Below are 23006 nucleotides of genomic sequence, written 5' to 3'. Positions count from 1 at the left end.
CACTCTGCCCCCTTCGTCTGCCGGGCTTCCCGCCCGCCAGCCACCTCCCCCGGAAACCGGGGGAGGACACACTCTGCCCCCTTCGTCTGCCGGGCTTCCCGCCCGCCAGCCACCTCCCCCGGAAGCCGGGGGAGGACGCAGGCGGAAAGCCCTCGTCGCACCGACTCCGTAATCTTCCCCCGTGCCCTCATCCCTCACCCTCTTCAGCCCTCCTACCCGCAACTGGTTCGAGGCGACGTTCCCTGAGCCGACTCCGGCGCAGGAGGAGGGGTGGGCGGCGATCGCTGGGGGTGCTCACACCCTTATCCACGCCCCCACCGGGTCGGGGAAGACGCTGGCGGCGTTCCTGTGGGCGATCGACCGGCTGTTCGCCGAGGATCAACCGGCGCGGGACGAGCGCTGCCGGGTGCTGTATGTGTCGCCGATGAAGGCCCTGGCGTACGACGTCGACCGCAACCTGCGCGTCCCGCTGGTCGGGATCGCCGCGGCTGCGAAGTCCCTCGGCCTGCCGGTGCCGGAGATCGTCACCGCGATGCGCACCGGCGACACCCCCCCTGACGAGCGCCGGCGGATGCTGCGCACTCCGCCCGACGTGCTCATCACCACCCCCGAGAGCCTCTACTTGATGCTCACTTCCCAGGCACGGTCGATGCTGGAGACGGTCCGCTGGGTGATCGTCGACGAGATCCACGCCGTCGCCGGCTCGAAGCGCGGCTCCCACCTGGCGATCACCCTGGAACGCCTCGACGAAGTGGCGGCGACCCCGCCGCAGCGGATCGGGTTGAGCGCCACGCAGCGGCCGCTCGAGGTGATCGCCGGGTTCCTCGGCGGCGGCACCGAAGAGACCGGAGCGTGGCAGCCGCGACCGGTGACCATCGTCGACGCCGCCCGCCCCAAGGCGATGGAGATCGACATCGTCGTGCCCGTCGAGGACATGACCCAACCCGGCACCCTCGACGACGAGGGCGTCCCCACCCGATCCATCTGGCCGGCGGTGTACCCGGAGATCCTCGCGCTGGTGATGGCCCACCGTTCCACCATCGTCTTCTCCAACAGCCGGGGATTGGTGGAGCGAATCGCCGCCTCGCTCAACGAGATCGCCGGTGAGGAGGTCGCCCGGGCCCACCACGGCTCGGTGTCGCGTGAGCAGCGGGTGGAGATCGAGGAGGCCCTCAAGACGGGCGAACTGCGGTGCGTGGTTGCCACCTCGTCGCTCGAGTTGGGCATCGACATGGAGGCGGTGGATCTGGTGATCCTGGTCGAGTCGCCCACCACCGTCGCCCGGGGACTGCAGCGGGTGGGACGAGCCGGCCATCAGGTGGGGGCTCCCAGCCGGGCCCGGGTGTTTCCCAAGCACCGGGGCGACCTGCTCGAGTCGGCGCTGATCGTCGACCGGATGCGCCAGGGCCTGATCGAAGAGACCCGGGTTCCCGTCAACCCGCTCGACGTGCTCGCCCAGCAGGTGGTGGCCTGCGTCGCGGTGGCGCCGCGACGGGTCGACGACCTTTACGCCATGGTGCGGCGCGCCTACCCGTACCGGGATCTGGGCAGGGGCGGCTACGAGGCGGTGCTCGACATGCTCTCCGGCCGGTACCCCTCGGATGACTTCGCCGAACTGAAGCCCCGGCTCGACTGGGACCGGGTCGAAGGCACCCTCACCGCCCGGGGCAACGCCCGGCTGTTGGCGGTGACCAACGCCGGGACCATCCCCGATCGCGGGCTGTTCCCGGTGGTGCTGCCCGAGGGTGGGCGCGTCGGCGAGCTCGACGAGGAGATGGTGCACGAGAGCAAGGTGGGCGACGTGTTCGTGCTCGGCTCGTCCACCTGGAAGGCGACCGAGATCACCCACGACCGGGTGGTGGTCACCCCGGCGCCGGGTGCCCGCTCGGCCCGGCTCCCCTTCTGGCACGGCGACGCCGCGGGAAGGCCCCTTGAGACCGGGCGCGCCCTCGGCGCGTTCGTGCGGGAAATGGCCGCACTGGAACCCGCGGCGGCCGTCGAACGCCTGACCGAGGATTACCGGCTCGACCCCAGGGCTGCGGCCCACCTGATCGCCTACCTCGACGAAGAGCAGGCGGCCACTGGCGCCGTTCCCACCGACCGCACCATCGTCGTGCAGCGCTACCGCGACGAGGTGGGAGACTGGCGAATGGTGGTTCTGTCGCCGTTCGGCGCCCGAGTGCACGCCCCCTGGGCGCTGGCGATCACCAAGACGATGCGAGAGCTGCACGGATTCGAGGTGGACGCGGTGTGGTCCGACGACGGGATCATCGTCCGCTTCCCCGACGCCGACGAGATACCCGCCCCCGAGGAAGTGCTGATCGACCCCGACGATGTCGAGCACCTGGTGGTCGATGAGGTGGCGGTGAGCGCCATCTTTACCGGGCGTTTCCGCGAAGCCGCCGGGCGCGCGCTGCTCCTCCCACGCCGGCGTCCCGGGCGCCGCACCCCGTTGTGGCTGCAGCGTCGGCGCGCCACCAGCCTGCTCGAGGCGGCCCGGCGCTATCCGTCCTTCCCGATCGTCCTCGAGACCTATCGCGAGGTGCTCCAGGAGCACTTCGACCTCCCCGCACTGCAAGGGCTGCTCTCCGACATCCGGGCGCGGCGGGTGCAGGTGGCGGTCGCCGACGTGACGAGCCCCAGCCCCTTCGCCACCTCCCTGAGCCTCGACTTCGTCGCCTCGTTCATGTACGAGTACGACGCTCCGCTGGCCGAGCGCCGGGCGATGGCGCTGACCATCGACCACCAGCTCTTGCGGGAGATCCTCGGCGAGCCGGCGCTGCGCGAACTGCTCGACGCGGACTCTGTCGCCGCGGTAGAAGCCGAACTCCAGCACCTCGCCGATGGCACACGGGCACACGGGCCGGAAGAGATCACCGACCTATTGCGCGACCTGGGACCGCTGTCACTCGAGGAGGTGGCGGCGCGCACCGTAGACGACGACCCGGCCGTGATGCTGGAGGAGCTCGAGGCCACCCGGCGAGTGATCCGAGTCACCCATCGCGGCACCCCGAGCTTTGCGGTTCCCGAAGACGCCGCCCGGTTACGGGACGCGTTGGGGATCGAACCCCCGCCAGGGCTCCCCGCCGCTCTGCTCGAGCCGGTGCCCGACGCATTGGGCGATGTCGTCTCCCGATATGCCCGAACCCACGGTCCGTTCACCGGAGTTCAGGCGGCCGGCGACCTCGGCCTTCCTATTGCGGCGGTCGAGGCGGCCCTCGCGGCGCTGGAGCAGCGGGGCCGGGTGGAACGCGGGGCATTCCGTCCGGGGGGCCGGGATCACGAGTGGGTCGACGCGCGGGTACTGCAACGCCTCCGCAGACGATCGCTGGCCGCTCTCCGCCGCGAGGTGGAAGCGGTCGATCGCGATCGGTTCGCCGGGTTCACCGTCGAGTGGCATGGGATCGGCGGGAGTGGGTCGGCGCCGGGCCGCCTGCTCGAGGTGATCGGCAGGCTGCAGGGCGTGGCGATGCCCGCCTCGATCCTGGAGAGCGACGTTCTCGCCTCACGGATGGATTACACCGCCGATCTGCTCGACGCCCTCACCGCCTCGGGCGAGGTGGTGTGGGTGGGCCGGGGACCGCTCGGCGGCCGCGATGGCAAGCTCGCCCTCTACCGCCGCGACCAGGTACCACTCCTCCACTGGCCGACGATGGCGGAGCCGCCCGGCGGCGAGACCCACCAGCGGATCCGCACGAGGCTCACCGAAAAGGGTGCGTCGTTCTTCGCTGACCTGTATCAGGCGTCGGGGGGCGGCGATCCCGAAGCCGTGCTCGGCGCGCTGTGGGACCTGGTCTGGGCGGGGGAGGTCACCAACGACACCCTCAGCCCGCTGCGGGCGTTCCTCTGGGGACGGGTGCGCAAGATCGCCGGTACCCGGCCTGCCCTTCCGGGAGCGTCGGCCCCACCCTCCGGGTCGGGGCGGTGGTATCTGGTGTCCGACCTGCTGGCGACGGACGCGTCGAGCACCGCGATTCAGGCCGCGCGGGCCGAACAGATGCTCGACCGTCACGGGATCGTCACCCGGGACGCGGTGCTCGCCGAGGGCTTGCCCGGCGGATTCGCCGGCATCTACCCGGTGTTCCGGGCCCTGGAGGACGCCGGCCGGCTGCGACGCGGCTACTTCGTGGAGGGTATGGGGGGATCGCAGTTCGCCCTGCCCGGGGCGGTCGACCGGTTGCGGATCGGGCGGGATCGCGTCGAGCCGAGCCTGCTGGCCGCAGCCGATCCGGCCAACCCCTTCGGGTCCGCACTCCCCTGGCCCGACCATCCGGGCCGGCCGTCGCGCTCCGCCGGCGCGTTCGTGATCCTCGCCGCCGACGGCCGGCTGCTCGCCTTCGTCGAACGGGGTGGGCGCACGGTGCTCACCTTCTCGGACGAGTCGGGCGACCTGGCGGCGATCGCCGATCGCCTGGCGCTGCTGGCGCGGCGGAGGATGCGACGAATGGTCATCGGCACCGTGGACGGGAGCCCGGCGGCGGCGACGCCGCTGGGCAACGCCCTCGCCTCGGGCGGCTTCGTCGAGAGCTACCGGGGGATGATCCTCACCGGCTGAGGCATCAGGGGCGAAGGGCGGGGCCGAGCAGCCGGGCGAGGCGGGCGGTGCTCGGTGCGGCCTCGAACCGGGCAGCGGCCCGCAATGCTTTGCCGCTGCGCCGGTGGAACAGGGACCACGGCGGTTTGGGGATCTGGTGGAAGGGGGTCCGAATCACCGTCTTCTCCGGACGGTCCACCAGCCGGGCGTTGTGGACGAACCCGGTGCCACTTTGGATATCGTCGCGGGTGTGGCCGGGATATGCCCCCCAGGGCACCACCCCGAGCGCGAACCCCGCCGCCGCCCACACGTTCACCCCGACGCACCCGTAGCGAAGGGCGGCGACCGCCCGGCCCATTTTTCCGCCGAGTGAGCGGGCGGTGCCGGGGTCAACCAAAAGAGTCGCATTGAGGGTGCCCCGCAGCCGGTCGTTGCAGAACTCGACCGCCCGTTCCAGGTATTCGCCCGGGTCGTCGCCCTCGATCAGGGTGGTGGCGAGCACGTGGCAGAACGCCTCCTCCCCAAAGGCAGGCGAATCACCCGCGGCGTCGATTCCTTCGACGATCGCCGGAGGGACCGCATCTGACCCGCGGTCCCCGAACATCCGCACCCGGTCACCCGAGGCGACGATCCGGTCGAATCGCTCGCCCGACCCTGGGTAGTACGCGCTCCGCGGGGGGCGGGACGCGATCGCCTCGCCGAGGGCATCCATGAAGTCGCCGCGCTGCGGCCAGCCTTCCGGGAGTACCAGCACCTCGGCCGCATTGCAGTTGTGCCCGGCGTTGTGCAGCACCTGGGTGGCGACGTGCTCGGCCTGGTGGCGAAGCTGCCGGTCGGTCCACTTGCTGGGGACGATCACCACCGGGCTGACATTGCCCAACTCGCTGGTCATCGGCTTGGTCACCCGCGGTTGGCCTTCTGCCCGGCGCCGGGCCGCCACGTCCCCCACCCCCCAGACGATGGCGTCGTGGGTGCGCTCGGCTCCGGTCACATGGATGTTGTCGACACCATCGTGTTCGATGAGCCGGCTTCCCGTGTCAGAGCCGCCGTAGACGAACCGCACCACCCCCTCCTCGATCAGCGGGGCGAAGGCCTCCTCGAAGTGCGGGCCCAGGTACTCGTTGATCGGGTGGCACTTGGCGACGACGACATGGCCGTCCACGAACAAGCGATGGACGACGTCGAGCGGGGTGATGCTCGACACGTTGCCCGCCCCGAGCACGGCCGCCACCGCCGCCGACCCGGTCTCCGGCTTGGTGTGGATTCCGCCGAGGAACTGGCGCGCCAACGCCAGCGGGATGGCGGGGTCCATCCGCACCTCGGCCGTCCACCGGGGGTACATCAGCCGATCCCACTTGTCACCCGGCAGCACGTCCACCGCCACCTGGCCATCGGGTCGCTCCCGGATCGCCGACTCCGGCAGCGGCACCCGTCCCGTGGCGGCGATGCCCCGGAGCGAGTCCTCGAGGAAGCGCAACGTGCGCAGGACGCTGAGCGGCCCACTCGCCCACTCCTCGCCGGCGTATCCGCGGTCCAGTCCCTTGGCCGCCAGCCCCGCATGGACGATGTCGTCCGCCACCGCGGCGAACCGCGCCCGCAGCTCGCGAAGGCGCACCGCTTTGTCGGCCACGGGGAGTTCCAGCCAGGCGGGGGCGTTCGAACGGAGGTTTGCCACCGCGGAGTCGACTGCCGCGGCATCGGTGGCAGCTCGAGTCATGCTGTCGACCCCAGGGATCCCAGGAGTGGATAAGGAAAGATCCCGGTGGCATGGCCGTCGGGCCCGAAAAGCACCCCGAGGGCATAGTCACCAACCACGTGGGCCGACTCGATGGTGGTCCCCGTCGGGGCGGTGGTGGTGTCACGGCATCCGGCGCAGGGGCAGGCGGCTCGCAGTTCCTGGGCGGTGATGGTGGTGGCGGAGCCGTCCTCCCAGGCGACCGTGAGGAGGCCTCGATCCACCTCGATCCGCACTGGAGCCTCCATCGGCGGAGCGTACCCACCCTCAAGGGGCGAGCCGGCCGAGCCGATGCCACCCCATGGCCGAAGTCATCGCCCTCCGGGGTGCCTGGGCGGAGGATTACGCCCTCGCCACACCCGGGCAGACCAGCCGCGTCGCGCTGGAGTCGCTGCCCTCCGAATGGACCGTCGCCGACCGGGTGGTCGTTGCCGGGGCCACCGTCGATCACGTCGTCATCGGCCCCAACGGCGCATTCACCATTTCGATCGACCCCGACCCGACCCCTGCCGCCGTCGGTGACGACGGCATCTATCGCGGCGGCGCCCGGGTGACGACGCCGGTGAAGCAGGCACTGCTTGCCGCCCACATGCTCCGGCGCGAGTCCCAGGGTCGCCTTTTCGCCTATCCGATCCTGGTGGCCCCGGTCGACGCCTCCCCCGCCCGCCTCGACCGTCTCGGCGTCATCCCCGGCGACCGGATCGCCGAGTACATCTGGTCGCATCCCGGTCTCCCCCTCCGCCGATCGCAGCGCCAGGAGATTCTGTGGTCACTCGGACGCCCCAGTCGGTGACCCCGCCGGGGCGGCTGACGGCCACCCGGACTCCGATCCCGGTCGCGGACGTGACTTCGGCGTTCACCTCGGTGTTCGCCGCCGTCGCCATCGCCCTCGCCACCGCCTATGTGGCGGTGCCCGACCTGCGTCACTGGCTGACGGGACGCGGCGGGCTGGTCGACTGGCTGGCGCTCGTCTCGCTCGCCGGCGCACTCGTCGTTGGCCTCTGGGCGCTGAAGCGATCGTCATCCGAGTCTCGGTTCAGGTTCGTGATCCCGGCAGTGGCCGCTTGGGGCCTGCTCGACGAGGTGCGGTACTTCACCACCCTGATCGGATCGCCCTCGATGGACGTCGACGGGGTGCAGGTGCGTTCGTTCGACGACCTCCAGGCGGTGCTGGCGCAGTGGGGTAGCTTGATGGGCGCCGATTGGCGCCATGGCCTCCTCGCGTTGACCGTGGTCGCCGCCCTCACCCTGGCGGCCGTCGGGCGCGCCCGCGGGTGGGCCCATCGAAGGGTGCTCGTCACCGAGCACCGGGTGGTCACCTTCCTGGTAATCGCCGTCGCTTTCACCGTGGCCGCTCCACTGGTGGGACTGTTCGGCCCCGGCGACGCCGCCCTCTTCACCGGCGGCCTCCTCGAAATGTTCGGAGCCACCCTGCTCGTGGTCAGTGGCCTCGCAGCCGCCGACCACCGCCGCACCGTCGCCGGCTGGCGCCGCCGCCTCAACCCCTGGATGGCCGAAGAAGGCCCGTTGGCGTCACTGGCCGATCGGATGTAGGTCGGCCGCCTTTGGCGGCCTCCGGCGATTGGCGATTGGCGATTCGCCGGAACGCGTCAATCCCCTCGAGGGCGCCTTCTCTTGTCTTGCGGATGGCGGAAGGCGGATGGCGGATGGCAGACGGCGGCCTCCGCTTCTCACTGCCTCCTATGTCCCTCCCTCAACACGCCGCCGTACTTCATTCGGGTGTCTTCGATGCGGGCGATCGCCTTCTCCGCGCCTTCGCCCTGGAAGTCGCAGTCGACCACCTCGCCGATGAAGATCGAGTGGCTGCCGCAGTCGACGGTCTGCCAAACGCGGCAGTCGATGTAGGCGATCGCCTCCTCGAAGATCGGTGCTCCTGTCGCCCCGAGGCGGACCGGGCGGCCATTGAGGGTGTTCCCGTCCCGCTCGGCGGGCTTGGAGAACTTGACGAAGGTCCGGGTGTCGTCGCGGTCCCACAGGTTGATGGTGAACGCCCCGCCTTCGGCAATGAGGCGGTGGGTGACAGCGTGGGCATCCACCGACACTGCAACGAGCACCGGCTCCATCGCCACCTGGGTCACCCACGAGGCGGTCATGCCGTTCCATTCCTCACCGGATCGCGAGCCGACGAGGCAGAGGACGTTGGGGATTGCCCACATCACCTTGTTGATCGTCTCGTCCGACAGCACCATCGCGCCTCCCTCGACTGGTCCGGCAGAGGGTAGGACGCGGGTGGCCTCGCGCCGACGGAGCCGTCGGCCGCGGTCTAGCCTTTGCCGCCGTGCGCATCGTCATCGCCACTGCGGGCGTGCTCAACGCCGAAACCGTCGCCCGATTCGCGGAGCGCCTCGCCGGGAACGACGGCCGGGTGTGCGTGATCACCGTGATCGAGGTTCCCCGCTCGTTCCTCGATGAGATCCGGTCCGAGGAGTGGCATCCCCTCAGCGACGGCACTGCCGCCTGGTCCTCCGAGGAGGACGCCGTGATCGCTCGCTATGTGGAGGAGCGGGGCGGGCGCCTGACCGCCCCGCTCCTGGCTGCGCTCGGCAATCGGGGCGTGGTCGCCGAGGTTCGTTACCTCGAGGGCGAGGATCCCGCCGCAACCATCATCGCCGCGGCCGACGAAATGGAGGCCGACTTGCTGGTGATGGGCGCCACCAAGCACCTGTTCGACGAGTCGAATTGGGAAAGCGTGTCGACCCGGGTCTTGCGCGACTCACGCCGGCCGGTGCTGGTGGTCCCTTCGGGTCCCCATGTCGAGGACGAGGAGTCGTGACGGAGTTCGTCCGCACCTCCGACGAGCGTTTCGAGGGGCTCCCGGGATACGATTTCTCACCGCATTGGTTCGAGTGGGAGGGGCTCAGGCTCCACTACCTGGACGAGGGTGCGGGACCGCCGGTGGTGCTCTTCCACGGGGAGCCCACCTGGTCGTTCCTCTATCGCAAGATGATCCCGGTGATCACCGCCGCCGGATACCGGGCGATCGCCCCCGACTACCCCGGCTTCGGCAAGTCGGACAAGCCCACCGACCCCGACTTCTACACCTACGACCGGCTGGTCGAATCGATGGCCGCGCTGGTCAAGCATCTGGATCTTGAGGACGCCACCGCGGTGGTGCAGGACTGGGGCGGACCAATCGGCCTGCGGGTGGCGGTGGAGGCCCCCGACCGCTTCTCCCGCCTGGTGGTGATGAACACCGGCGTGTACGCCGGCGGTAGCCGCCCCAACGCGGCGTTCGACGCCTGGCGCTCCTTCGTGGAGCAGACCCCCGACCTGCCCGTGGGCCGGGTGGTCACCGCGGCCGCCGCGACCACCTGGGGCGAGGAAGTCATCGAGGCATACAATGCGCCGTTCCCCGACCAGGAGCACAAGGTGGGCGCCTGGCGCCTGCCCCTCATCGTCCCCCAGGCCGACGACGACCCCGGGGCCACCGAGATGCGCGGCGTTTTGGAGGCGTTGGGTCGCTGGGAGAAGCCCGCCCAGATCCTCTTCGGCGACTCCGACCCCATCTTCTCGGTCAGAGCCGGAGCCCGCATGGCCGACCACATCCCCGGCGCCGGCGACCTAGAGGTCGTCGAAGGAGCCGGCCACTTCCTCCAAGAAGACAAAGGCGAAGAAGTGGCCGAGCGGATAGTGGGGTTCCTGGGGGCTCGCTGAGGGGCTCGCTGACGCTCGCCGCAATTCGCAATTCGCAATTCGATAGGAGCGTCTCTCCCCGTCTCACCCTGCGAAGCAGGGGGAGGCCCCGGCGAAGCCGGGGTGGACGGGGGGAGTACCCGGAGGGAGCGGAGCGACCGGAGGGGGAGGGGGGCAGCTGAGACAGCGTGTGCCCCGACGCGTCTTGCCAATTGCCAATTACTTCACGACCAGTGTCAACGGGCAAACGCCCCTGCCCCAAACCACCCCGCCCCGCGTAGAGTTAAAGCCATGACCGAGTTCACGGTTCATCTCGCCAACCGCCCGGGGATGCTGGCCGCCCTCACCGAGCGGATCGCCGAGGCGGGGGTACACATCGAGGCCCTCGCCGCCTTCGGGCTCGACGAACTCGGCGTGGTCCACATCGTGGTCACCGACGCGGCGACCACCCGTGGAGTCCTCACCAGGGCCGACATCGCCTTCGAGGAGCGGAACGTGCTTACCGCCGTCCTCCGACCCGGCCCCGCCGCGGTGGCCGAGATGGCCCACGACCTCGCCGCGGCCGGCGTGAACATCGAAGCGATGTACCTGCTCCGCACCAACGGCGACTCCTCCGAGTTCGCAATCGCCGTAGACAAACCCAAGGTGGCCGAAGCGCGTTTGGCGTCGTAGGAAGTCGCCAGTCGCCAGTCTCCAGAAAGAACGCGTCGACGCACTCGGAGGGTCCGGTCCTCGGAGGAAACACCCCAAAGCCGCCCCCTCCTGTTTCCTCACCCGGAGGGGGAGGTGGATTCCGAGCGGAGCGAAGGAGGACGGAGGGGGCGCTCAGACCAGATCGCACCACAAGAAGCCTGGACCCTAGGACCGAAAGGCCTACAGCCGCGCCGCCGCCGACTTCGCCGCCGCCTGCTCAACGGAATCGTCCAAAGCCGACAACTCCCCCGACTCACCCCTCCTCCGAAGGGCCCGGGCGATCAGATCGTCGGCGAAGGCAGGGTTCTTCGGCAGCACCGAGCCGTGAAGGTAGGTGCCGAAGGCGTTGTTGACCATCGCCCCTTCCTCCCCGGTGGTGTCGTTGTTGCCGTTCCCCCGGACCACCCGCCCCAGCGCCTCCTGCCCAGCACCCAACATCGTCCGCCCGCTGTGATTCTCGAACCCCACCAGCCTTCCCGCCGCCGCGTCGACCACGATGTTGCCGATCATTCGGGTGCCTCCCCCGATGGTCTCGCAGTCGAACACCCCGATTCCGGGGATCACCTCGCCCGAGGCGGTAACGAACCGGTGGCCGAACAATTGATAGGTGCCGCACACGGTGAGGAACACCACCCCGTCGTCGACCGCCCGACGGACCGCCCCGGCCCGGGTCTGGAGGTCGGCGGCGACCTTCATCTGGGAGAGGTCCTCACCCCCACCGGCCACCACGATGTCGGCCCCGGTGAAGTCGTATTCGTCACCCACCCCAACCCGGTCGACCCGGTGGCCCATCCCCCGCCACTCGAGCCGCCGTCGCAGGGCGATCAGGTTGCCCATGTCGCCGTAGATGTTCATCTCCCGCGGGTAGAGGTGGACGATCACCAGGTCGGTCATCGCCACGCCTCCGACCGGCTGCTCTTCGGGTCGAGGATCTCGAGGAAGCGGAGCATGGCGGTGTAGGTGGGCACCAGGTAGACGGTCTCCCCTTCGGCGGCGTCGGCGACCAGGCGGCCGAGCGCCTCGGCGAAAACTTCTTCGACCCACGCCCCGATGCCGGCGTACTTGAAGCGAAGGGCCATGTCAGCAGCCCGCACCCCGCCGGCCCCAAAGCGATGAGCCGAATCGGCAAGCCGTTCAACCCCGGCGTCCCAGAGCCAGGAGACATCGCGCCCGTCGGCATGCTCGTCGTTGATCGCCACCAGCACCGCCGAGGGCGACACCCCTCTGAGCAGTTCGATCGCCTGGTTGAGACTCGCCGGGTTCTTCACCAGGAGGATCTTGACCCGCCGGCCCCGATACTCGAGCACCTGTCCGCGCCCGAAAGCGGGTGCCATGTCTTCGAGAGCGGCGACGGATTCAGTGGCACCAACCCCGAGCAGCCCGGCGGCGAGCAGGGCGGCGGCCGCGTTATAGGCGTTGTAGACCCCGGGCACCTGGAGCCGGATCCGGCGCTCGGCGCCGTCGATGCGGAGGCTGGCGACCTGCCCGTCGCCGTCGGGAGAGGAGTCGACCACGAGAGCCTCGGCGGCGGGCCGGGAGGATTCGGCCGGACCGTCGCCGTGAAGGCTCCGGTCGTCGGGCATCCGCTCACGGATGGCGGAGGCTCCCCCGAACCACGAAACGGGCCGATCACCCGCCGCTCCGGCAACCAAGGGATCATCGGCGTTGAGCACCAACCGCCCGGCATGGGTGGCGGCACTCGCGACATGGCTGGCGGTGGTCTGCAACTCCCCATACCGGTCGAGTTGGTCGCGGACCAGATTGGTGACGACGAGCACCGAAGGCTTCAGCCGAGGCGCCAGGGACCGCACCGCCGCCTCATCCACCTCGAACACGGCGACATCGGCGTCGAGCCGACCCCGAAGAGAGGAGGAGGCGAGAAGAGCCGAGGCAACCCCCCGCCCCAGGTTCGACCCGGTCGGGTTGGTGACCACCCGCCGCCCGGCATGCTCGAGGACCGCCACGATCATCTTGGTAGTGGTGGTCTTCCCATTGGTCCCGGTGATGAGGACCACCGGAGTTCCACCGAGGATCTTCTCGACCAGCCGGGGATCGACCTTCTCGGCGACCAAGCCTGGAAGGGCAGATCCACCCCGCCCGACGAGGCGGCTGAGCCCGCCAACGAAACGACCCAGAAGGATGGCAAGGAAGAAGCGCATGATCTGGGGGAGGGTAGGTCACCGTTCGTTAGTGAGCCGGTGCCGGTGAGTCATTCCCGAGCTCAATCGCGAGGGCTGGCCACCGGACTATATGGCAAGGTCACGGTCTGGGGTTACCAGCAGGTCGTTGAGGCGGGCCATGTCGACGTGAGATGGGCTAGTGCAGACCAGGACCCCTCGCCCGGTCAGAACTCGGTCTCTAGAAACATGGTCCGAACCTCCCGCAACCCGAGCAGAACCCAGCGGGCGTAGTCTGCAGGCGTCGCCTCAACCCAACCCTGGTGATCCCGGACGACCTGCCGCTCATCCTCCGCGTACTGGAGATACTCCGTATCTGAATCCCGATATCCGAATAGGAATACTCTTGGGGGCGGGTGTTCGCTCACTTGAACCGCGAACCACATCTTGGTAAGCCGTGACTTGAGGTCGTGAACTGTCGCGACGAGGATCTTCGTTGGTAGCAGGGGAATGAGCTCGTCCCACTGTTTCACCAATTTCGACAGCTCCTCGAGTTCTGGGAACCTGTTACCTGCGGCGGCTCGCCTAGCCAACGTCCTCGTCTCCGCGTAGACGGCGGCGTAGGCTGGCCTGGCACGGTCCAGTCGCCGCGCGAGTCCCCGGGTCAATACGGCGCTTCTCCTCGCCCGAGTTCTTACGATCTGTGCGACAACGACGGCAGACGCGGCGACGGCGGCCGATGCGAGTGCCACCCACCAATCAATCATGTTGCCAGATCGTACAAGATGTTGCCGTGTGGGTTGAAGGGGGGCTCGGATTGTTAAAGGCCAGTCGCGTTGGGTTCCAATCGCCTCATTCCCTGTAGATCGTGAGGAGCCTCAAGTAGTCTTGTAATTGCAGTCATTCACGGTGGAAATCATGGATCGGACGGCGAGAATGAGAAATCCCCATACCGGACAAACAGAACGGAGAGCACGTGGCGGAAGACCCAGAGAAATACGACGTGAGAATCACCGTCGGTGACGCAACCGTGGAGGTTGCGGGTGCGGAGGACGGAGTTGTAAGGATCGTGGAGGCACTCGCTGGCGTTCTTCGCGCCGGCGGCGGAACGCCTCGCGCTGCCTCCGACGACACGCCGCAACGTCAGGCAAACCTTGCTGATCCTCGTTCACTCTTTGCGGCAAAGAATCCAAAGACTCAGAACGAGGGCGTGGTAGTCGCCGCGTTCTATCTGAGGGAGCTGGCACCGCCTGAGACCAGGACCGAGACGATCGATCGCACGAAGGTTGAAAACGTCTTCCGACAGGCGAAATTCAAGTTACCGAAGGACCTTGCGGCAGTCTTGATCAACACGCAGAAGGCTGGCTATCTCGACAAGACCGGAACCGGGGAGTACCGACTCAATCCCGTCGGATGGAACCTCGTTGAACACAGTCTCGGCTCTGAGTAGGCACCAGCATGGCCGAGCTGGCCCTTGATGACGTACCGCGAGCCTTCCGGCTATTTGAGCGCGAGCTTGCCCGGCGAGGGGCTCGTACCACGCGATCGCGACAGGACGGCTTGAGGCTACGGGCACTCGTCGAGACATGGTTCCGCGTTTACCGACCAGCTTTCAGTATGGTCCTCGGCGAAGCGGAGACACTGCTCGAAGTCGATCGAGTTCTCCAGGCTTGGCTCCGCAGAGTCGGACAACGGATCGATATTCTGGCTCTACGTAGGGACCTTCGTGGCGTTGATCGAATGCTGACGCGTGAGGTGATTCCGGACTTCGAGGTTGTGAGGTGGGGCGGCGCAGCTGACCCTGGACGAGGTGACGCCGGCGACATCGCGGAGCGCCTAGGCCTACTCGACTCGGGCCTACGAGCGAGCTGGATACAGGCGCTGAGCGACCTCGAGGACGTCAACCGAGCGACTTACGTCGGCCCGGTCGGGGAGATTCGAGAGGTCTTCAGAGGGGCAATTCACTTCCTAGCGCCAGATGCGGATGTGAAGAGTCAGCCTTGGTTCAAGGGGCACAACGGCCGACCGACCCAGGTTGAACGGGTCAGATTCATTCGCGAGTCCGGCCGACTGAGTGGACAAGCCGAGCGAACCATTGAAATGATCGATCTCCTCGTCGCTCAAATTGCGCGCGACTCATACAACCAGATGAGCGGGTCCTTGCATGGAGGCGGCGGGCGCTCAGAGTGCGAGAAACTCGTCCCGTACGTGCGCGCCATCCTTAACGAGATACTGCCAGAGCTGTAAACGAGAACCTCTCGTCTCCGCGCCTTATTGGCCTCGGCGCCAACCCGCGGGCATCGATCCCTTCGCCATCAAGGACATCGAGGTCCTGGTCACGATGGTCGGCGGGAAGATCGAGTACTGCGCCGAGGACGCCGGGCCTCTGTGCCCCTAAAGGACGCCGATCGCCTGGCCTGTGAAGCCGCACTCCGCGACGGGGGGCCGCCGCCCTTACCCCGCCTCCTCCACTGCGAACTGCGTCTCGTAGAGCTCCGTGTACAGCCCATCTGCCGCCACCAACTCGCGGTGGGTGCCCTCCTCCACTACCCGGCCTTCGTCGAGCACCAGGATGCGGTCGGCGGCCAGGACTGTCGACAAGCGGTGGGCGATCACGAAAGAGGTTCTTCCCACCATCACTCGTTCCAGGGCTTCTTTGATGAGGGACTCGGACCGGGCGTCGAGGTGGGAGGTGGCTTCGTCGAGGACCAGGATGCGGGGGTCTTTGAGGATCACCCGGGCGATCGCCACCCGTTGCTTCTCTCCTCCCGACAGCCGGTAGCCCCGCTCCCCCACCACCGTCTCGTAGCCCTCAGACAATGACTCGATGAAGTCGTGGATGTTCGCCGTGCGGGCGGCGGATTCAAGTTGCTCCTGGGTGGCGTCGGGGCGGGCGTAGCGAAGGTTGGCGGCGATGGTGTCGTGGAACAGGTAGGTCTCCTGGGTGACCACGCCGATCGACCGGGCCAGGGTCTCCATGGTCAGGCTGCGTACATCGTGCCCATCGATGAGTACCCGGCCGTCGGTGACGTCGTACAGCCGGGGGATCAGGTAGGTGACGGTGGTCTTGCCGGCGCCGCTCGGGCCCACGAGCGCCACCAACTCTCCCGGGCTGACGTCGAAGTCGAGGTGGTCGATTGCTCGCTCCCTCCCCCGTCGTTCCGACACCGGGGTGGCTTCGGCTGCCGGCTGGTAGGAGCGGCGGGAGATGCGCTCCACTGCCGCCAGGCCCACCGGAGCCGCGGTGCGGTAGTCGAACGACACGCCGTCGAAGGTGACCCGGCCCTGCACCTCATCGAGATGGACTGCGTCGGCGGGCTCGTCGATGTCCCGGGGAAGGTCGAGGACTTCGAACACCCGCTCGAACGACACCAGCGAGGTCGCCAACTCGACCCGGGCGTTCGACAGTGCCGCCAGCGGGCCGTACAGGTTTGCCAGGTAGGCGGAGAGGGCCACCACCGTCCCCACGGTGAGCACTCCCCGGATCACCATCACGGCCCCCAGCCAGAAGACCAATGCGGTTCCCAGGGCGCTGACCACCCCCAGTGCCATGAAGAACCAGCGGCCGATCAGCGCCCGACGGACGCCCAGGTCGCGCACCCGGGCGGCGTGGCCGCCGAAACGGCTGTCCTCGTCGGAAGTGCGGCCGAACAACTTGACCAGGAGTGCCCCGCTCAGGTTGAGGGTCTCGTTCATGGCGCTGTTCATGTCGGCGTTGGCGATCATTCCGTCACGGGTGATCCGGCGGAGCACCCGGCCGACCCGCCGGCTCGGCACGATGAACAGCGGCAGGATCGCCACCGCCGCCAGGGTGAGCCGCCACTCGAGGCTGAGCATCACCACGATGGTGGCCACCGCGGCAAAGCCGTTGGAGATCACCGACACCAGGGTGCCGGTCACCGCCGACTGCGCCCCCACCACATCGCTGTTGAGGCGAGACATCAACTCACCGGGGCGGGTGGTGGTGAAGAAGCCGAGCGACATCCGTTGCAGGTGCGAATACACCCCGGTGCGCAGATCGAAGATGATCCCCTCACCGGCGCGGGCGGAGGCCCAGCGCTGGACCACGCCGACGATCCCGTTGACGATGGGGATCGCCACCATCCCCAGTCCGAGCAGCGTGACCCGGCCGAGATCCTCGGCGGGGATCGCCTGGTCGATCAGATCGCGCATCAGCAGCGGCGGCAGCAGCGACACCAGGGTGATCACCACGATCGTGACGATCACCACCGCCAGCAGGCCTCGATACGGCCGGGCATACGCCATGACGCGGCGGAACAAGGCCCGGTCAAAGTTCGGCCGATCCTGCTCCTCGTCGTACTGGATGTACGACCACCAATTACCGCCACCTGGATGCATGAGTTAGGGGAACCTTATGGGGGCGTTCGATGTTCCGGGAGTTGCCTCGCTTCGCTCGGCCGCGATTGGCGATTGGCGATTGGCGATTGGCAAGAGGGCGCAGGATGCGCCCAGACGATCTCCCGCCGGTTACCCGCCGTCGCCGAACAGGCGTGCGAACTCGTCGGTGCGGTATGCCGAGGGCTCCGGATCGGCGTCGAGTGCGGAAGTCAGAGCGGCCTCGAGCTCATCGACCGACACCTCCGTGTCCGTGCCTGGTTCGACGAACCGGCTGGATACCGGATCGAGAAGCAGCTGCGATCGAGACGTGCTGTAACTGCCGGTCCACACATGGTGCACCGAGCCATCCTTCTGCGGAACCTCGACTGCCTCGAGGAAGACGACGTATCGCCCGCCCTCGGCAAGGTCCATCCCCGGTTGCCCACCGACCTCCATGGTGAATTCGGCAGGGATCGGGTCGCCGCCGTCTGCGGGTCCGCCGACGCCGTCGTTACCATCTCCGGCGCTCCCCCAGTCGGAGAGGTACCTCTGCCACTCCTCGGCAGTGACCCTGACGGTGGCGACACCGCCCGTGACCCATATCGAACCCGGCTCGCCAATAGGCGGCAACGACGGCACGAGGCGGGCAGGATGCGGGGTTCCAATTCCGGAGAGATCGGGCGTTCCCGGGCGCAGCGCGAAGGAAGTGTCACGGGCCCGCACCTTGAGGACGCCGACCAGCCTCACCACCACGTCGATCCCGACCGCGGGCCGCAACAGCGTCGCATCTTCAGAATGCGGCGGAGACCACCAGAGGTCATCCGTGCTATTGAGCCGGGGCTCACCCACCTCGACAATATCCAATACCAGCACCGCGTCCGAGGTCCTGAACCGGTCGGCCAGAGGCGCCTCGGCCGTAACCATCGCTGTCCCGAAGTACTCCTGGCCAGGGTCGGCGGTCCTTCGTCCCAGCGTCAGCTCATAGGCGAAACCAAAGGGGACCGGGGTTTCATGACTCGAGGTGGAGGTCTGGCTCTGGCTTTCGCCGGCGTCGACTGGGCCGGCCGTCGTACCACAGGCAGTGAGGGACAACCCGATGGCCAGGAGAGTCCCGAGCACCCTCCCGCCCGGTGCGCGGGCAGGCGACGAGTTCCCCTCTGAAGACGCCTCGTCCGTCAAGTTCGATCGGGGAGAGTCCTGGCGCATCACGTACTCTCTCTTCAGATCCTCAGCAGCAGGTCCACTGGAATCATTGAGTCGGCGATGGCAAAGCAGGCTTCGTCGGAGACGCCGCGGCGGCAGAAGAGTTGGTATACGAAGTCGCCGTGGGTCCAGACCAGTTCTTGGCCATCGGTCACCTGGAAGGAGAAGATCTCATCCTCCGGGTCGCCTGCGAAGGTCTTGAGGCCGACCCGCAACACCGCCAATTGCGACTCGGTGCGCGGCAGGGTGTAGGGCTCGCCGGTCCACAGTCCGAAGGCCACGGCAGTCGACGGATCGAGGCTGGCCGTGGAGACATCGAACACCAACTGGCTGGTCACGTGGGTGATCGCGGCTGGTACCAGTTGCGGGAACTGGACACCCGGTAGCGACCGAGCGACCTCATGGCGGCTGGCCTGGATGAACGGATCGGCTGAGTTGCCCCGGGCCCAGACGGCGGCGATGGTGTCCTCCCGATCCAGATCGCCCAATTCGGCACCGAGCCCGTCGTTGAACCAGACGACACCCGTCACTCCTTTGAGTTTGAGGTCGGTACCAGTCGGTGCGGTGGTGGTGGTGCTCGCGGTGCCGTCGCCGTGGACCACTCGCTCCGACAGGTCCCCGATCCCGGTCAGCGCGTCGCCGCACGCCGAGACGATCAGGGCGAAACCCAGCAACGCCATGACGGGGGGACGGTGGAATGCCCGGCTCATCGGGTCACCTCGCGTGGAAAAGACCTGCCGATTATCGCTCACCATGTCGGATATCGGCCTCATCTGGCCAACCGTTAGCCTCGCCTGATGCTGCAGGTCATCACCCGGGCGTTCGGACCGCCCCTCCTCGACACCGCGGTCTCGTCGGCCCTACTGCGCCGGGTCGACTCGGGCGACCTTCCGGCCACGCTCCGACTGTTCGTCCCCGACCGGATCGTCGCCTTTGGCCGGCAGGATCGAGTGCGGCCGGGTTATGCCGCCGCGCTGGAGGCAGTGACCGACAGCGGGTTCCATGCCGTGGAGCGGCTGGCAGGCGGCCGGGCCGCCACCTTCCACGAGGGCACCCTGGCGTTCGCCTGGTCGACCCCGGAGGAGCATCCCCGCGAGACCATCCACCGTCGATTCGACGCGCTGACCTCGATCATGGTGGACGCCTTCGCCTCGCTCGGGGTCGATGCCCGGGTGGGCGAGGTGCCGGGCGAGTACTGCCCGGGCAGGTATTCCGTGAACGCCCGGGGGACGCGCAAGCTGATGGGCGTCGGCCAACGACTGCTGCGGGGGTCGGCGCATGTGGGGGGCGTCATCGTGGTCGACCGCGCCGACCTGGTGAACCTGCCGCTGATCCCGGCCTACCGGGCACTCGGTTACGAGTGGGACCCGGCCGCCACCGGGGCGATCGCCGACGAGGTTCCGGCAGACACCGCCACTGTGACGACGGCGGTGCTGGAGGGGTTTCGTGCCGCAGGACACGAACTCGTTGACGGCGAGGTCGACGATGAGACGCTCGCCCTGGCCGGCGAGATCATCGGCGAGCACGACCCGGCGATAGCCTGACCCCGTGCGCATCCTCGTGGTCAACGGACCCAACCTCAATCTGCTCGGCACCCGGCGGCCGGAGATCTACGGCGAGGCGACCCTGGGCGAGTTGGAGGAGAACTGCCGGAACTGGGGGGCCGCCCTCGGACTCCAGGTCGACACCTTCCAGTCGAACCACGAGGGGATCATCATCGACCGCCTCCACGACGCCATCGGTCGATATCAAGGGGTGGTACTAAACCCCGGGGCGCTCGGCCATACCTCCTACGCACTGCACGACGCCATCGAGGCGATCGGCCTGCCGGTGGTCGAAGTGCATATCAGCGACATCGAGACCCGCGAGCCGTGGCGCGCCGAGTCGGTGATCCGCCCGGCGTGCATCGGGGCGGTGTGGGGGAAGGGGTTGGAGGGGTATTGGGAGGCGTTGGAGATGGTCAGGGACTCGCTTCGCTCGCCCTGACGCGATGCGCAATGCGCTGCGCGTAATACGTGAATCGGAAGACCAGACAACAGTCAGCGCTTCCTGGCGCACCTGCGCGTTGCGCATTGCTCATTGCGCATTCCGCCTACCCCACCGCCTTGCGGAAGCGGGTCAGGCCTTCTTCTAGGTCTTCGTCGCTTAGGGCGAAGGAGAGGCGGAGGTAGCCGGGGGCGCCGAAGGCTTCGCCGGGGACGATGGCTATTTCGGCGACTTCGAGCAGCGCCGCCGCCAGGTCCTCGGAGGTCTTCACCGAGTGCCCCCCGATCTCGGTGCCGAGCAGGTCGGTGACCTCGGCGAAGCAGTAGAAGGCGCCTTCGGGTTCGAGCAGCGAGACCCCGGGGATCTCGCCGAGCATCCGGTACATGGTCAGCCGCCTCCGATCGAAGGCGACCTTCATCTCGGTGACCGAATCCATGGGCCCGGTTACGGCCGCCAGCGCCGCCCGCTGCGAGACATTGGCGACGTTCGATATCGAGTGAGACTGGAACCGGCCCACCGCTGCCGCCACCTCCGGGGGAGCAACCAGCCAGCCGACCCGCCACCCGGTCATCGCATAGGTCTTGGCGACGCCATTGACGACGACGCATCGTTCCGCAATCTCCGGCACCTCCACCGGCATCGACGAGAAGACACTGTCGCCGTAGACGAGGTGCTCGTAGATCTCGTCGGTGATCACCCAGATGCCTCGCTCCGCCGCCCACCGGCCGATCTCGCCCACCTCGGCAGGGGTGTACACCGTGCCGGTGGGGTTCGCCGGGGAGACGAACAACAGTGCCTTGGTCCGCTCGGTGAAGGCGGCGTCGAGCGTCTCGGGGGTGAGGCGGAAGCCGTTCGCCGGTGTCGTCCCGACTGTCACGGGTACCCCATCGGCGAGCCCCACCGCTTCGGGGTGCGACACCCAGTAGGGGCTGGAGAGCAGCACCTCGTCGCCTGGGTCGACCAGCGCGGCGAACGCCCCGAACAGCGCACCCTTGCCGCCGCTGGTGATCACCACCTGGTTGGCAGCGACCCGATAGCCGCTATCGCGCGCCGTCTTGGCCGCCACTGCCTCCCGCAGTGCGGGAAGGCCGGCGGCCGGGCTGTAGTGATGGGTCGCCGGATCGGCCGCCGCCTCCTGGGCGGCAGCGACGATGTGCGCCGGGGTCGGGAAGTCCGGCTCCCCCGCCCCGAACCCGATCACATTGCGCCCCTCAGCCTTCAGAGCGGCGGCGCGGGCGGTGATCGCCATGGTGGTCGAATCGGATAGGCGAGCAAGGCGGCGGGAGATGTCCATTGCGCGCCGTAGTTTACGGACGCGGCGACCTGCGTTCGGCGCGGGGGCTGCGCGATGCGCGATGCGCAATGCGCAACGCGTCGGAACGCCCGCAGGGTCAGCTGCCCCCTCCGTCACCGCCCTACGGCGGCGCCACCTCCCCCGTCGAAGACGACGGAGGAGGACGCATTCTTGCGGGGTCTGTGCCCCCTCCGTCACCGCCCTACGGGCGGCGCCACCTCCCCCGTCGAAGACGACGGAGGAGGACGCTCTATGGCTGGAGGCTGGAGGCTGGAGGCTGGAGGCTGGCTCCTACCCTCCGTGCGGCATGAAACCGCTGCGGGGCTCGATCGTCTACCTCTTCGCTACCCGGCTGGTGATCAACACCGGGTACCGATTCGTCTTTCCGTTCCTACCGGCGATCTCTCGGGGGCTGGGGGTCTCGCTCGAACAGGCGGGCTTGCTGGTGTCGGCGCGGTCGCTCACCGGGGTGGCCACGCCGCTGGTGGTTTCGGCGATCGGCCGGGGCGAGCGCCGGATCCGCCTGACAGTCGGCGGAGCGATGATGTTCGCAACCGGCGCTGCGGTCACCGCTTCCACCGGCATATACGCCGGGGCACTGGTGGGGTTCATCCTCATGGGGCTCGGCAAGCCGGCGTTCGATGCGGCCGCCCAGGCCTACATCGCCGACCGCACCCCGTACGAGAAGCGGGCGCGCTTCCTGTCCATCATCGAACTAACGTGGGCGGGAGGGCTGCTGATCGGCGCCCCGGCCGCCGGAGTGCTGATCGACCGGCTGGGATGGGAGTCGCCGTTCTGGGTGACCGCGGTGCTGGTGGGCAGCGGCGGGTTGCTGGCTCCCCTGCTGCTCGACCCCGACGCCCGAGGCAAGCTGGCCCGGCCGGGTCGGCTGCGGATCACCCGCTCGGCGGTGGCGGTGCTGGTGATGGCGCTGCTCTTCTCGCTGGCGGCGGAGACCACGGTGATCGTCTACGGGGCCTGGCTCGAAGACGAGTTCGCCCTCTCCCTCGCCGCTCTCGGGCTCGCCTCACTGGTGATCGGTTTCGCCGAACTGGTCGGCGAAGGAACGGTTCTCGCCTTCGCCGACCGCTTCGGCAAGCGGCGGATGGTGGCGTGGGGCGTGACGGTGTCGGCCGTCGGCTTCGTTGCTCTCGGTGCGCTGGGTGGAGGCCTGATCCCCGGGCTGGTAGCGCTGGCGATCGCCTTCATCGCCTTCGAGATCACCGTCGTGGCCACCATCCCCCTCGCCACCGAGGTCGTACCCGGCGCCCGCAGCCGCTACCTCGCGCTGCTCACCGTCGCCATCAGCCTGGGCCGAGCCGCCGGCGACGCCATCGGGCCTGCGTTGTTCGAGTGGGGCGGCCTGGTCGCCAACACCACGGTGTCGGCGATAGCCGGGGCGGTGGCCGCTGCGGTACTGCTGGCCTTCACGGACAAGGAGTAGGTCGGGGG

General features: G+C 68.3%; 21 protein-coding genes. 11 read left to right on the top strand and 10 right to left on the bottom strand.

What is annotated here, in order from left to right; genetic code table 11:
• Nucleotides 1-181: 181 nt before the first annotated feature.
• Complete coding sequence (locus tag WD184_11245; GenBank protein MEX0827314.1) at nucleotides 182-4555, top strand: DEAD/DEAH box helicase; 4374 nt, start codon at nucleotides 182-184, stop codon at nucleotides 4553-4555.
• A 4-nt stretch (nucleotides 4556-4559) separates the two neighbouring features.
• Here WD184_11245 and WD184_11240 read toward each other — a convergent pair whose 3' ends face one another.
• A complete protein-coding gene (locus tag WD184_11240) occupies nucleotides 4560-6251 on the bottom strand; it encodes an aldehyde dehydrogenase family protein (protein ID MEX0827313.1) in 1692 nt (563 codons plus the stop codon).
• Nucleotides 6248-6517 (bottom strand): DUF971 domain-containing protein, encoded by a 270-nt coding sequence (locus tag WD184_11235; protein ID MEX0827312.1) that lies wholly within the window; start codon nucleotides 6515-6517, stop codon nucleotides 6248-6250. Before WD184_11235 ends, WD184_11240 begins: the two co-directional genes overlap by 4 nt.
• Nucleotides 6518-6570: 53 nt before the next feature.
• Here WD184_11235 and WD184_11230 point away from each other — a divergent pair, with 53 nt between their 5' ends.
• Both WD184_11230 and WD184_11225 read left to right on the top strand, forming a co-directional pair.
• Complete coding sequence (locus tag WD184_11230; GenBank protein MEX0827311.1) at nucleotides 6571-7062, top strand: hypothetical protein; 492 nt, start codon at nucleotides 6571-6573, stop codon at nucleotides 7060-7062.
• A complete protein-coding gene (locus WD184_11225; protein ID MEX0827310.1) occupies nucleotides 7035-7823 on the top strand; it encodes a hypothetical protein in 789 nt (262 codons plus the stop codon). The genes WD184_11230 and WD184_11225 overlap by 28 nt, the downstream gene beginning before the upstream one ends.
• Nucleotides 7824-7960: 137 nt before the next feature.
• Here the strand turns inward: WD184_11225 and WD184_11220 are convergent, their stop codons facing one another.
• Nucleotides 7961-8479, bottom strand: a complete 519-nt coding sequence (locus tag WD184_11220; GenBank protein MEX0827309.1) for a flavin reductase family protein — start codon at nucleotides 8477-8479, stop codon at nucleotides 7961-7963.
• Nucleotides 8480-8568: 89 nt separating this feature from the next.
• Here WD184_11220 and WD184_11215 point away from each other — a divergent pair, with 89 nt between their 5' ends.
• From WD184_11215 to WD184_11205, 3 genes are all read left to right on the top strand, one after another.
• Nucleotides 8569-9063 carry a universal stress protein gene (locus tag WD184_11215; protein MEX0827308.1) on the top strand — a complete coding sequence of 165 codons (495 nt, stop codon included), beginning with the start codon at nucleotides 8569-8571 and terminating at the stop codon, nucleotides 9061-9063.
• Nucleotides 9060-9944 (top strand): haloalkane dehalogenase, encoded by an 885-nt coding sequence (locus WD184_11210; protein ID MEX0827307.1) that lies wholly within the window; start codon nucleotides 9060-9062, stop codon nucleotides 9942-9944. The genes WD184_11215 and WD184_11210 overlap by 4 nt, the downstream gene beginning before the upstream one ends.
• Nucleotides 9945-10214: 270 nt before the next feature.
• Nucleotides 10215-10595 (top strand): hypothetical protein, encoded by a 381-nt coding sequence (locus WD184_11205; GenBank protein MEX0827306.1) that lies wholly within the window; start codon nucleotides 10215-10217, stop codon nucleotides 10593-10595.
• Nucleotides 10596-10796: 201 nt separating this feature from the next.
• Here WD184_11205 and WD184_11200 read toward each other — a convergent pair whose 3' ends face one another.
• The 3 genes from WD184_11200 to WD184_11190 all read right to left on the bottom strand — a co-directional run bounded on the left by WD184_11200 (nucleotide 10797) and on the right by WD184_11190 (nucleotide 13500).
• Nucleotides 10797-11510: a glutamine amidotransferase gene (locus tag WD184_11200; GenBank protein ID MEX0827305.1), complete on the bottom strand. Its 714-nt coding sequence runs from the start codon at nucleotides 11508-11510 to the stop codon at nucleotides 10797-10799.
• Complete coding sequence (locus WD184_11195; protein MEX0827304.1) at nucleotides 11507-12775, bottom strand: MurT ligase domain-containing protein; 1269 nt, start codon at nucleotides 12773-12775, stop codon at nucleotides 11507-11509. Before WD184_11195 ends, WD184_11200 begins: the two co-directional genes overlap by 4 nt.
• 185 nt (nucleotides 12776-12960) lie before the next feature.
• Nucleotides 12961-13500 carry a hypothetical protein gene (locus WD184_11190; protein MEX0827303.1) on the bottom strand — a complete coding sequence of 180 codons (540 nt, stop codon included), beginning with the start codon at nucleotides 13498-13500 and terminating at the stop codon, nucleotides 12961-12963.
• A gap of 209 nt (nucleotides 13501-13709) precedes the next feature.
• Between WD184_11190 and WD184_11185 the strand changes: the two genes are divergently transcribed.
• Both WD184_11185 and WD184_11180 read left to right on the top strand, forming a co-directional pair.
• Nucleotides 13710-14183: a hypothetical protein gene (locus tag WD184_11185; protein ID MEX0827302.1), complete on the top strand. Its 474-nt coding sequence runs from the start codon at nucleotides 13710-13712 to the stop codon at nucleotides 14181-14183.
• Nucleotides 14184-14350: 167 nt separating this feature from the next.
• Complete coding sequence (locus WD184_11180) at nucleotides 14351-14980, top strand: hypothetical protein (protein ID MEX0827301.1); 630 nt, start codon at nucleotides 14351-14353, stop codon at nucleotides 14978-14980.
• Between the two features lie 207 nt (nucleotides 14981-15187).
• Here WD184_11180 and WD184_11175 read toward each other — a convergent pair whose 3' ends face one another.
• The 3 genes from WD184_11175 to WD184_11165 form a co-directional block, all read right to left on the bottom strand.
• On the bottom strand, nucleotides 15188-17092 hold the full coding sequence (locus tag WD184_11175) for an ABC transporter ATP-binding protein (protein ID MEX0827300.1): 1905 nt from the start codon (nucleotides 17090-17092) through the stop codon (nucleotides 15188-15190).
• A gap of 129 nt (nucleotides 17093-17221) precedes the next feature.
• The gene (locus tag WD184_11170) at nucleotides 17222-18190 is read right to left on the bottom strand and encodes a hypothetical protein (GenBank protein MEX0827299.1); all 969 of its coding nucleotides are present in this window, start codon (nucleotides 18188-18190) and stop codon (nucleotides 17222-17224) included.
• 101 nt (nucleotides 18191-18291) lie between these two features.
• Complete coding sequence (locus WD184_11165; GenBank protein MEX0827298.1) at nucleotides 18292-18984, bottom strand: hypothetical protein; 693 nt, start codon at nucleotides 18982-18984, stop codon at nucleotides 18292-18294.
• Nucleotides 18985-19071: 87 nt separating this feature from the next.
• On the opposite strand from WD184_11165, the gene WD184_11160 reads away from it, so the two are divergent.
• Nucleotides 19072-19818 carry a lipoate--protein ligase family protein gene (locus tag WD184_11160; GenBank protein MEX0827297.1) on the top strand — a complete coding sequence of 249 codons (747 nt, stop codon included), beginning with the start codon at nucleotides 19072-19074 and terminating at the stop codon, nucleotides 19816-19818.
• A gap of 4 nt (nucleotides 19819-19822) precedes the next feature.
• Nucleotides 19823-20260 carry a type II 3-dehydroquinate dehydratase gene (gene aroQ / locus WD184_11155; GenBank protein ID MEX0827296.1) on the top strand — a complete coding sequence of 146 codons (438 nt, stop codon included), beginning with the start codon at nucleotides 19823-19825 and terminating at the stop codon, nucleotides 20258-20260.
• Between the two features lie 106 nt (nucleotides 20261-20366).
• On the opposite strand, the gene WD184_11150 is transcribed toward aroQ, so the two are convergent.
• Nucleotides 20367-21554 carry a pyridoxal phosphate-dependent aminotransferase gene (locus WD184_11150; GenBank protein ID MEX0827295.1) on the bottom strand — a complete coding sequence of 396 codons (1188 nt, stop codon included), beginning with the start codon at nucleotides 21552-21554 and terminating at the stop codon, nucleotides 20367-20369.
• Between the two features lie 307 nt (nucleotides 21555-21861).
• On the opposite strand from WD184_11150, the gene WD184_11145 reads away from it, so the two are divergent.
• The gene (locus WD184_11145; GenBank protein ID MEX0827294.1) at nucleotides 21862-22998 is read left to right on the top strand and encodes an MFS transporter; all 1137 of its coding nucleotides are present in this window, start codon (nucleotides 21862-21864) and stop codon (nucleotides 22996-22998) included.
• Nucleotides 22999-23006 lie beyond the last annotated feature (8 nt).

The sequence above is a fragment of the Acidimicrobiia bacterium genome (genome assembly GCA_040878325.1).
Lineage (GTDB): Bacteria > Actinomycetota > Acidimicrobiia > Spongiisociales > UBA11373 > JAUYIV01.
Note: the sequence above shows the minus strand (reverse complement) of the source record. Positions and strands in the feature narration are given on the sequence as shown.

What these genes read in the sequence shown, in the direction of transcription:
- WD184_11150 (MEX0827295.1), bottom strand. Translation starts at nt 21,554, where the DNA reads ATGGACATCTCCCGCCGCCTTGCTCGCCTATCCGATTCGACCACCATG.
- WD184_11240 (MEX0827313.1), bottom strand. Translation starts at nt 6,251, where the DNA reads ATGACTCGAGCTGCCACCGATGCCGCGGCAGTCGACTCCGCGGTGGCA.
- WD184_11230 (MEX0827311.1), top strand. Translation starts at nt 6,571, where the DNA reads ATGGCCGAAGTCATCGCCCTCCGGGGTGCCTGGGCGGAGGATTACGCC.
- WD184_11160 (MEX0827297.1), top strand. Translation starts at nt 19,072, where the DNA reads ATGCTGCAGGTCATCACCCGGGCGTTCGGACCGCCCCTCCTCGACACC.
- WD184_11205 (MEX0827306.1), top strand. Translation starts at nt 10,215, where the DNA reads ATGACCGAGTTCACGGTTCATCTCGCCAACCGCCCGGGGATGCTGGCC.
- WD184_11180 (MEX0827301.1), top strand. Translation starts at nt 14,351, where the DNA reads ATGGTCCTCGGCGAAGCGGAGACACTGCTCGAAGTCGATCGAGTTCTC.
- WD184_11195 (MEX0827304.1), bottom strand. Translation starts at nt 12,775, where the DNA reads ATGCGCTTCTTCCTTGCCATCCTTCTGGGTCGTTTCGTTGGCGGGCTC.
- WD184_11190 (MEX0827303.1), bottom strand. Translation starts at nt 13,500, where the DNA reads ATGATTGATTGGTGGGTGGCACTCGCATCGGCCGCCGTCGCCGCGTCT.
- WD184_11200 (MEX0827305.1), bottom strand. Translation starts at nt 11,510, where the DNA reads ATGACCGACCTGGTGATCGTCCACCTCTACCCGCGGGAGATGAACATC.
- WD184_11165 (MEX0827298.1), bottom strand. Translation starts at nt 18,984, where the DNA reads ATGAGCCGGGCATTCCACCGTCCCCCCGTCATGGCGTTGCTGGGTTTC.
- WD184_11235 (MEX0827312.1), bottom strand. Translation starts at nt 6,517, where the DNA reads ATGGAGGCTCCAGTGCGGATCGAGGTGGATCGAGGCCTCCTCACGGTC.
- WD184_11145 (MEX0827294.1), top strand. Translation starts at nt 21,862, where the DNA reads ATGAAACCGCTGCGGGGCTCGATCGTCTACCTCTTCGCTACCCGGCTG.
- WD184_11175 (MEX0827300.1), bottom strand. Translation starts at nt 17,092, where the DNA reads ATGCATCCAGGTGGCGGTAATTGGTGGTCGTACATCCAGTACGACGAG.
- WD184_11220 (MEX0827309.1), bottom strand. Translation starts at nt 8,479, where the DNA reads ATGGTGCTGTCGGACGAGACGATCAACAAGGTGATGTGGGCAATCCCC.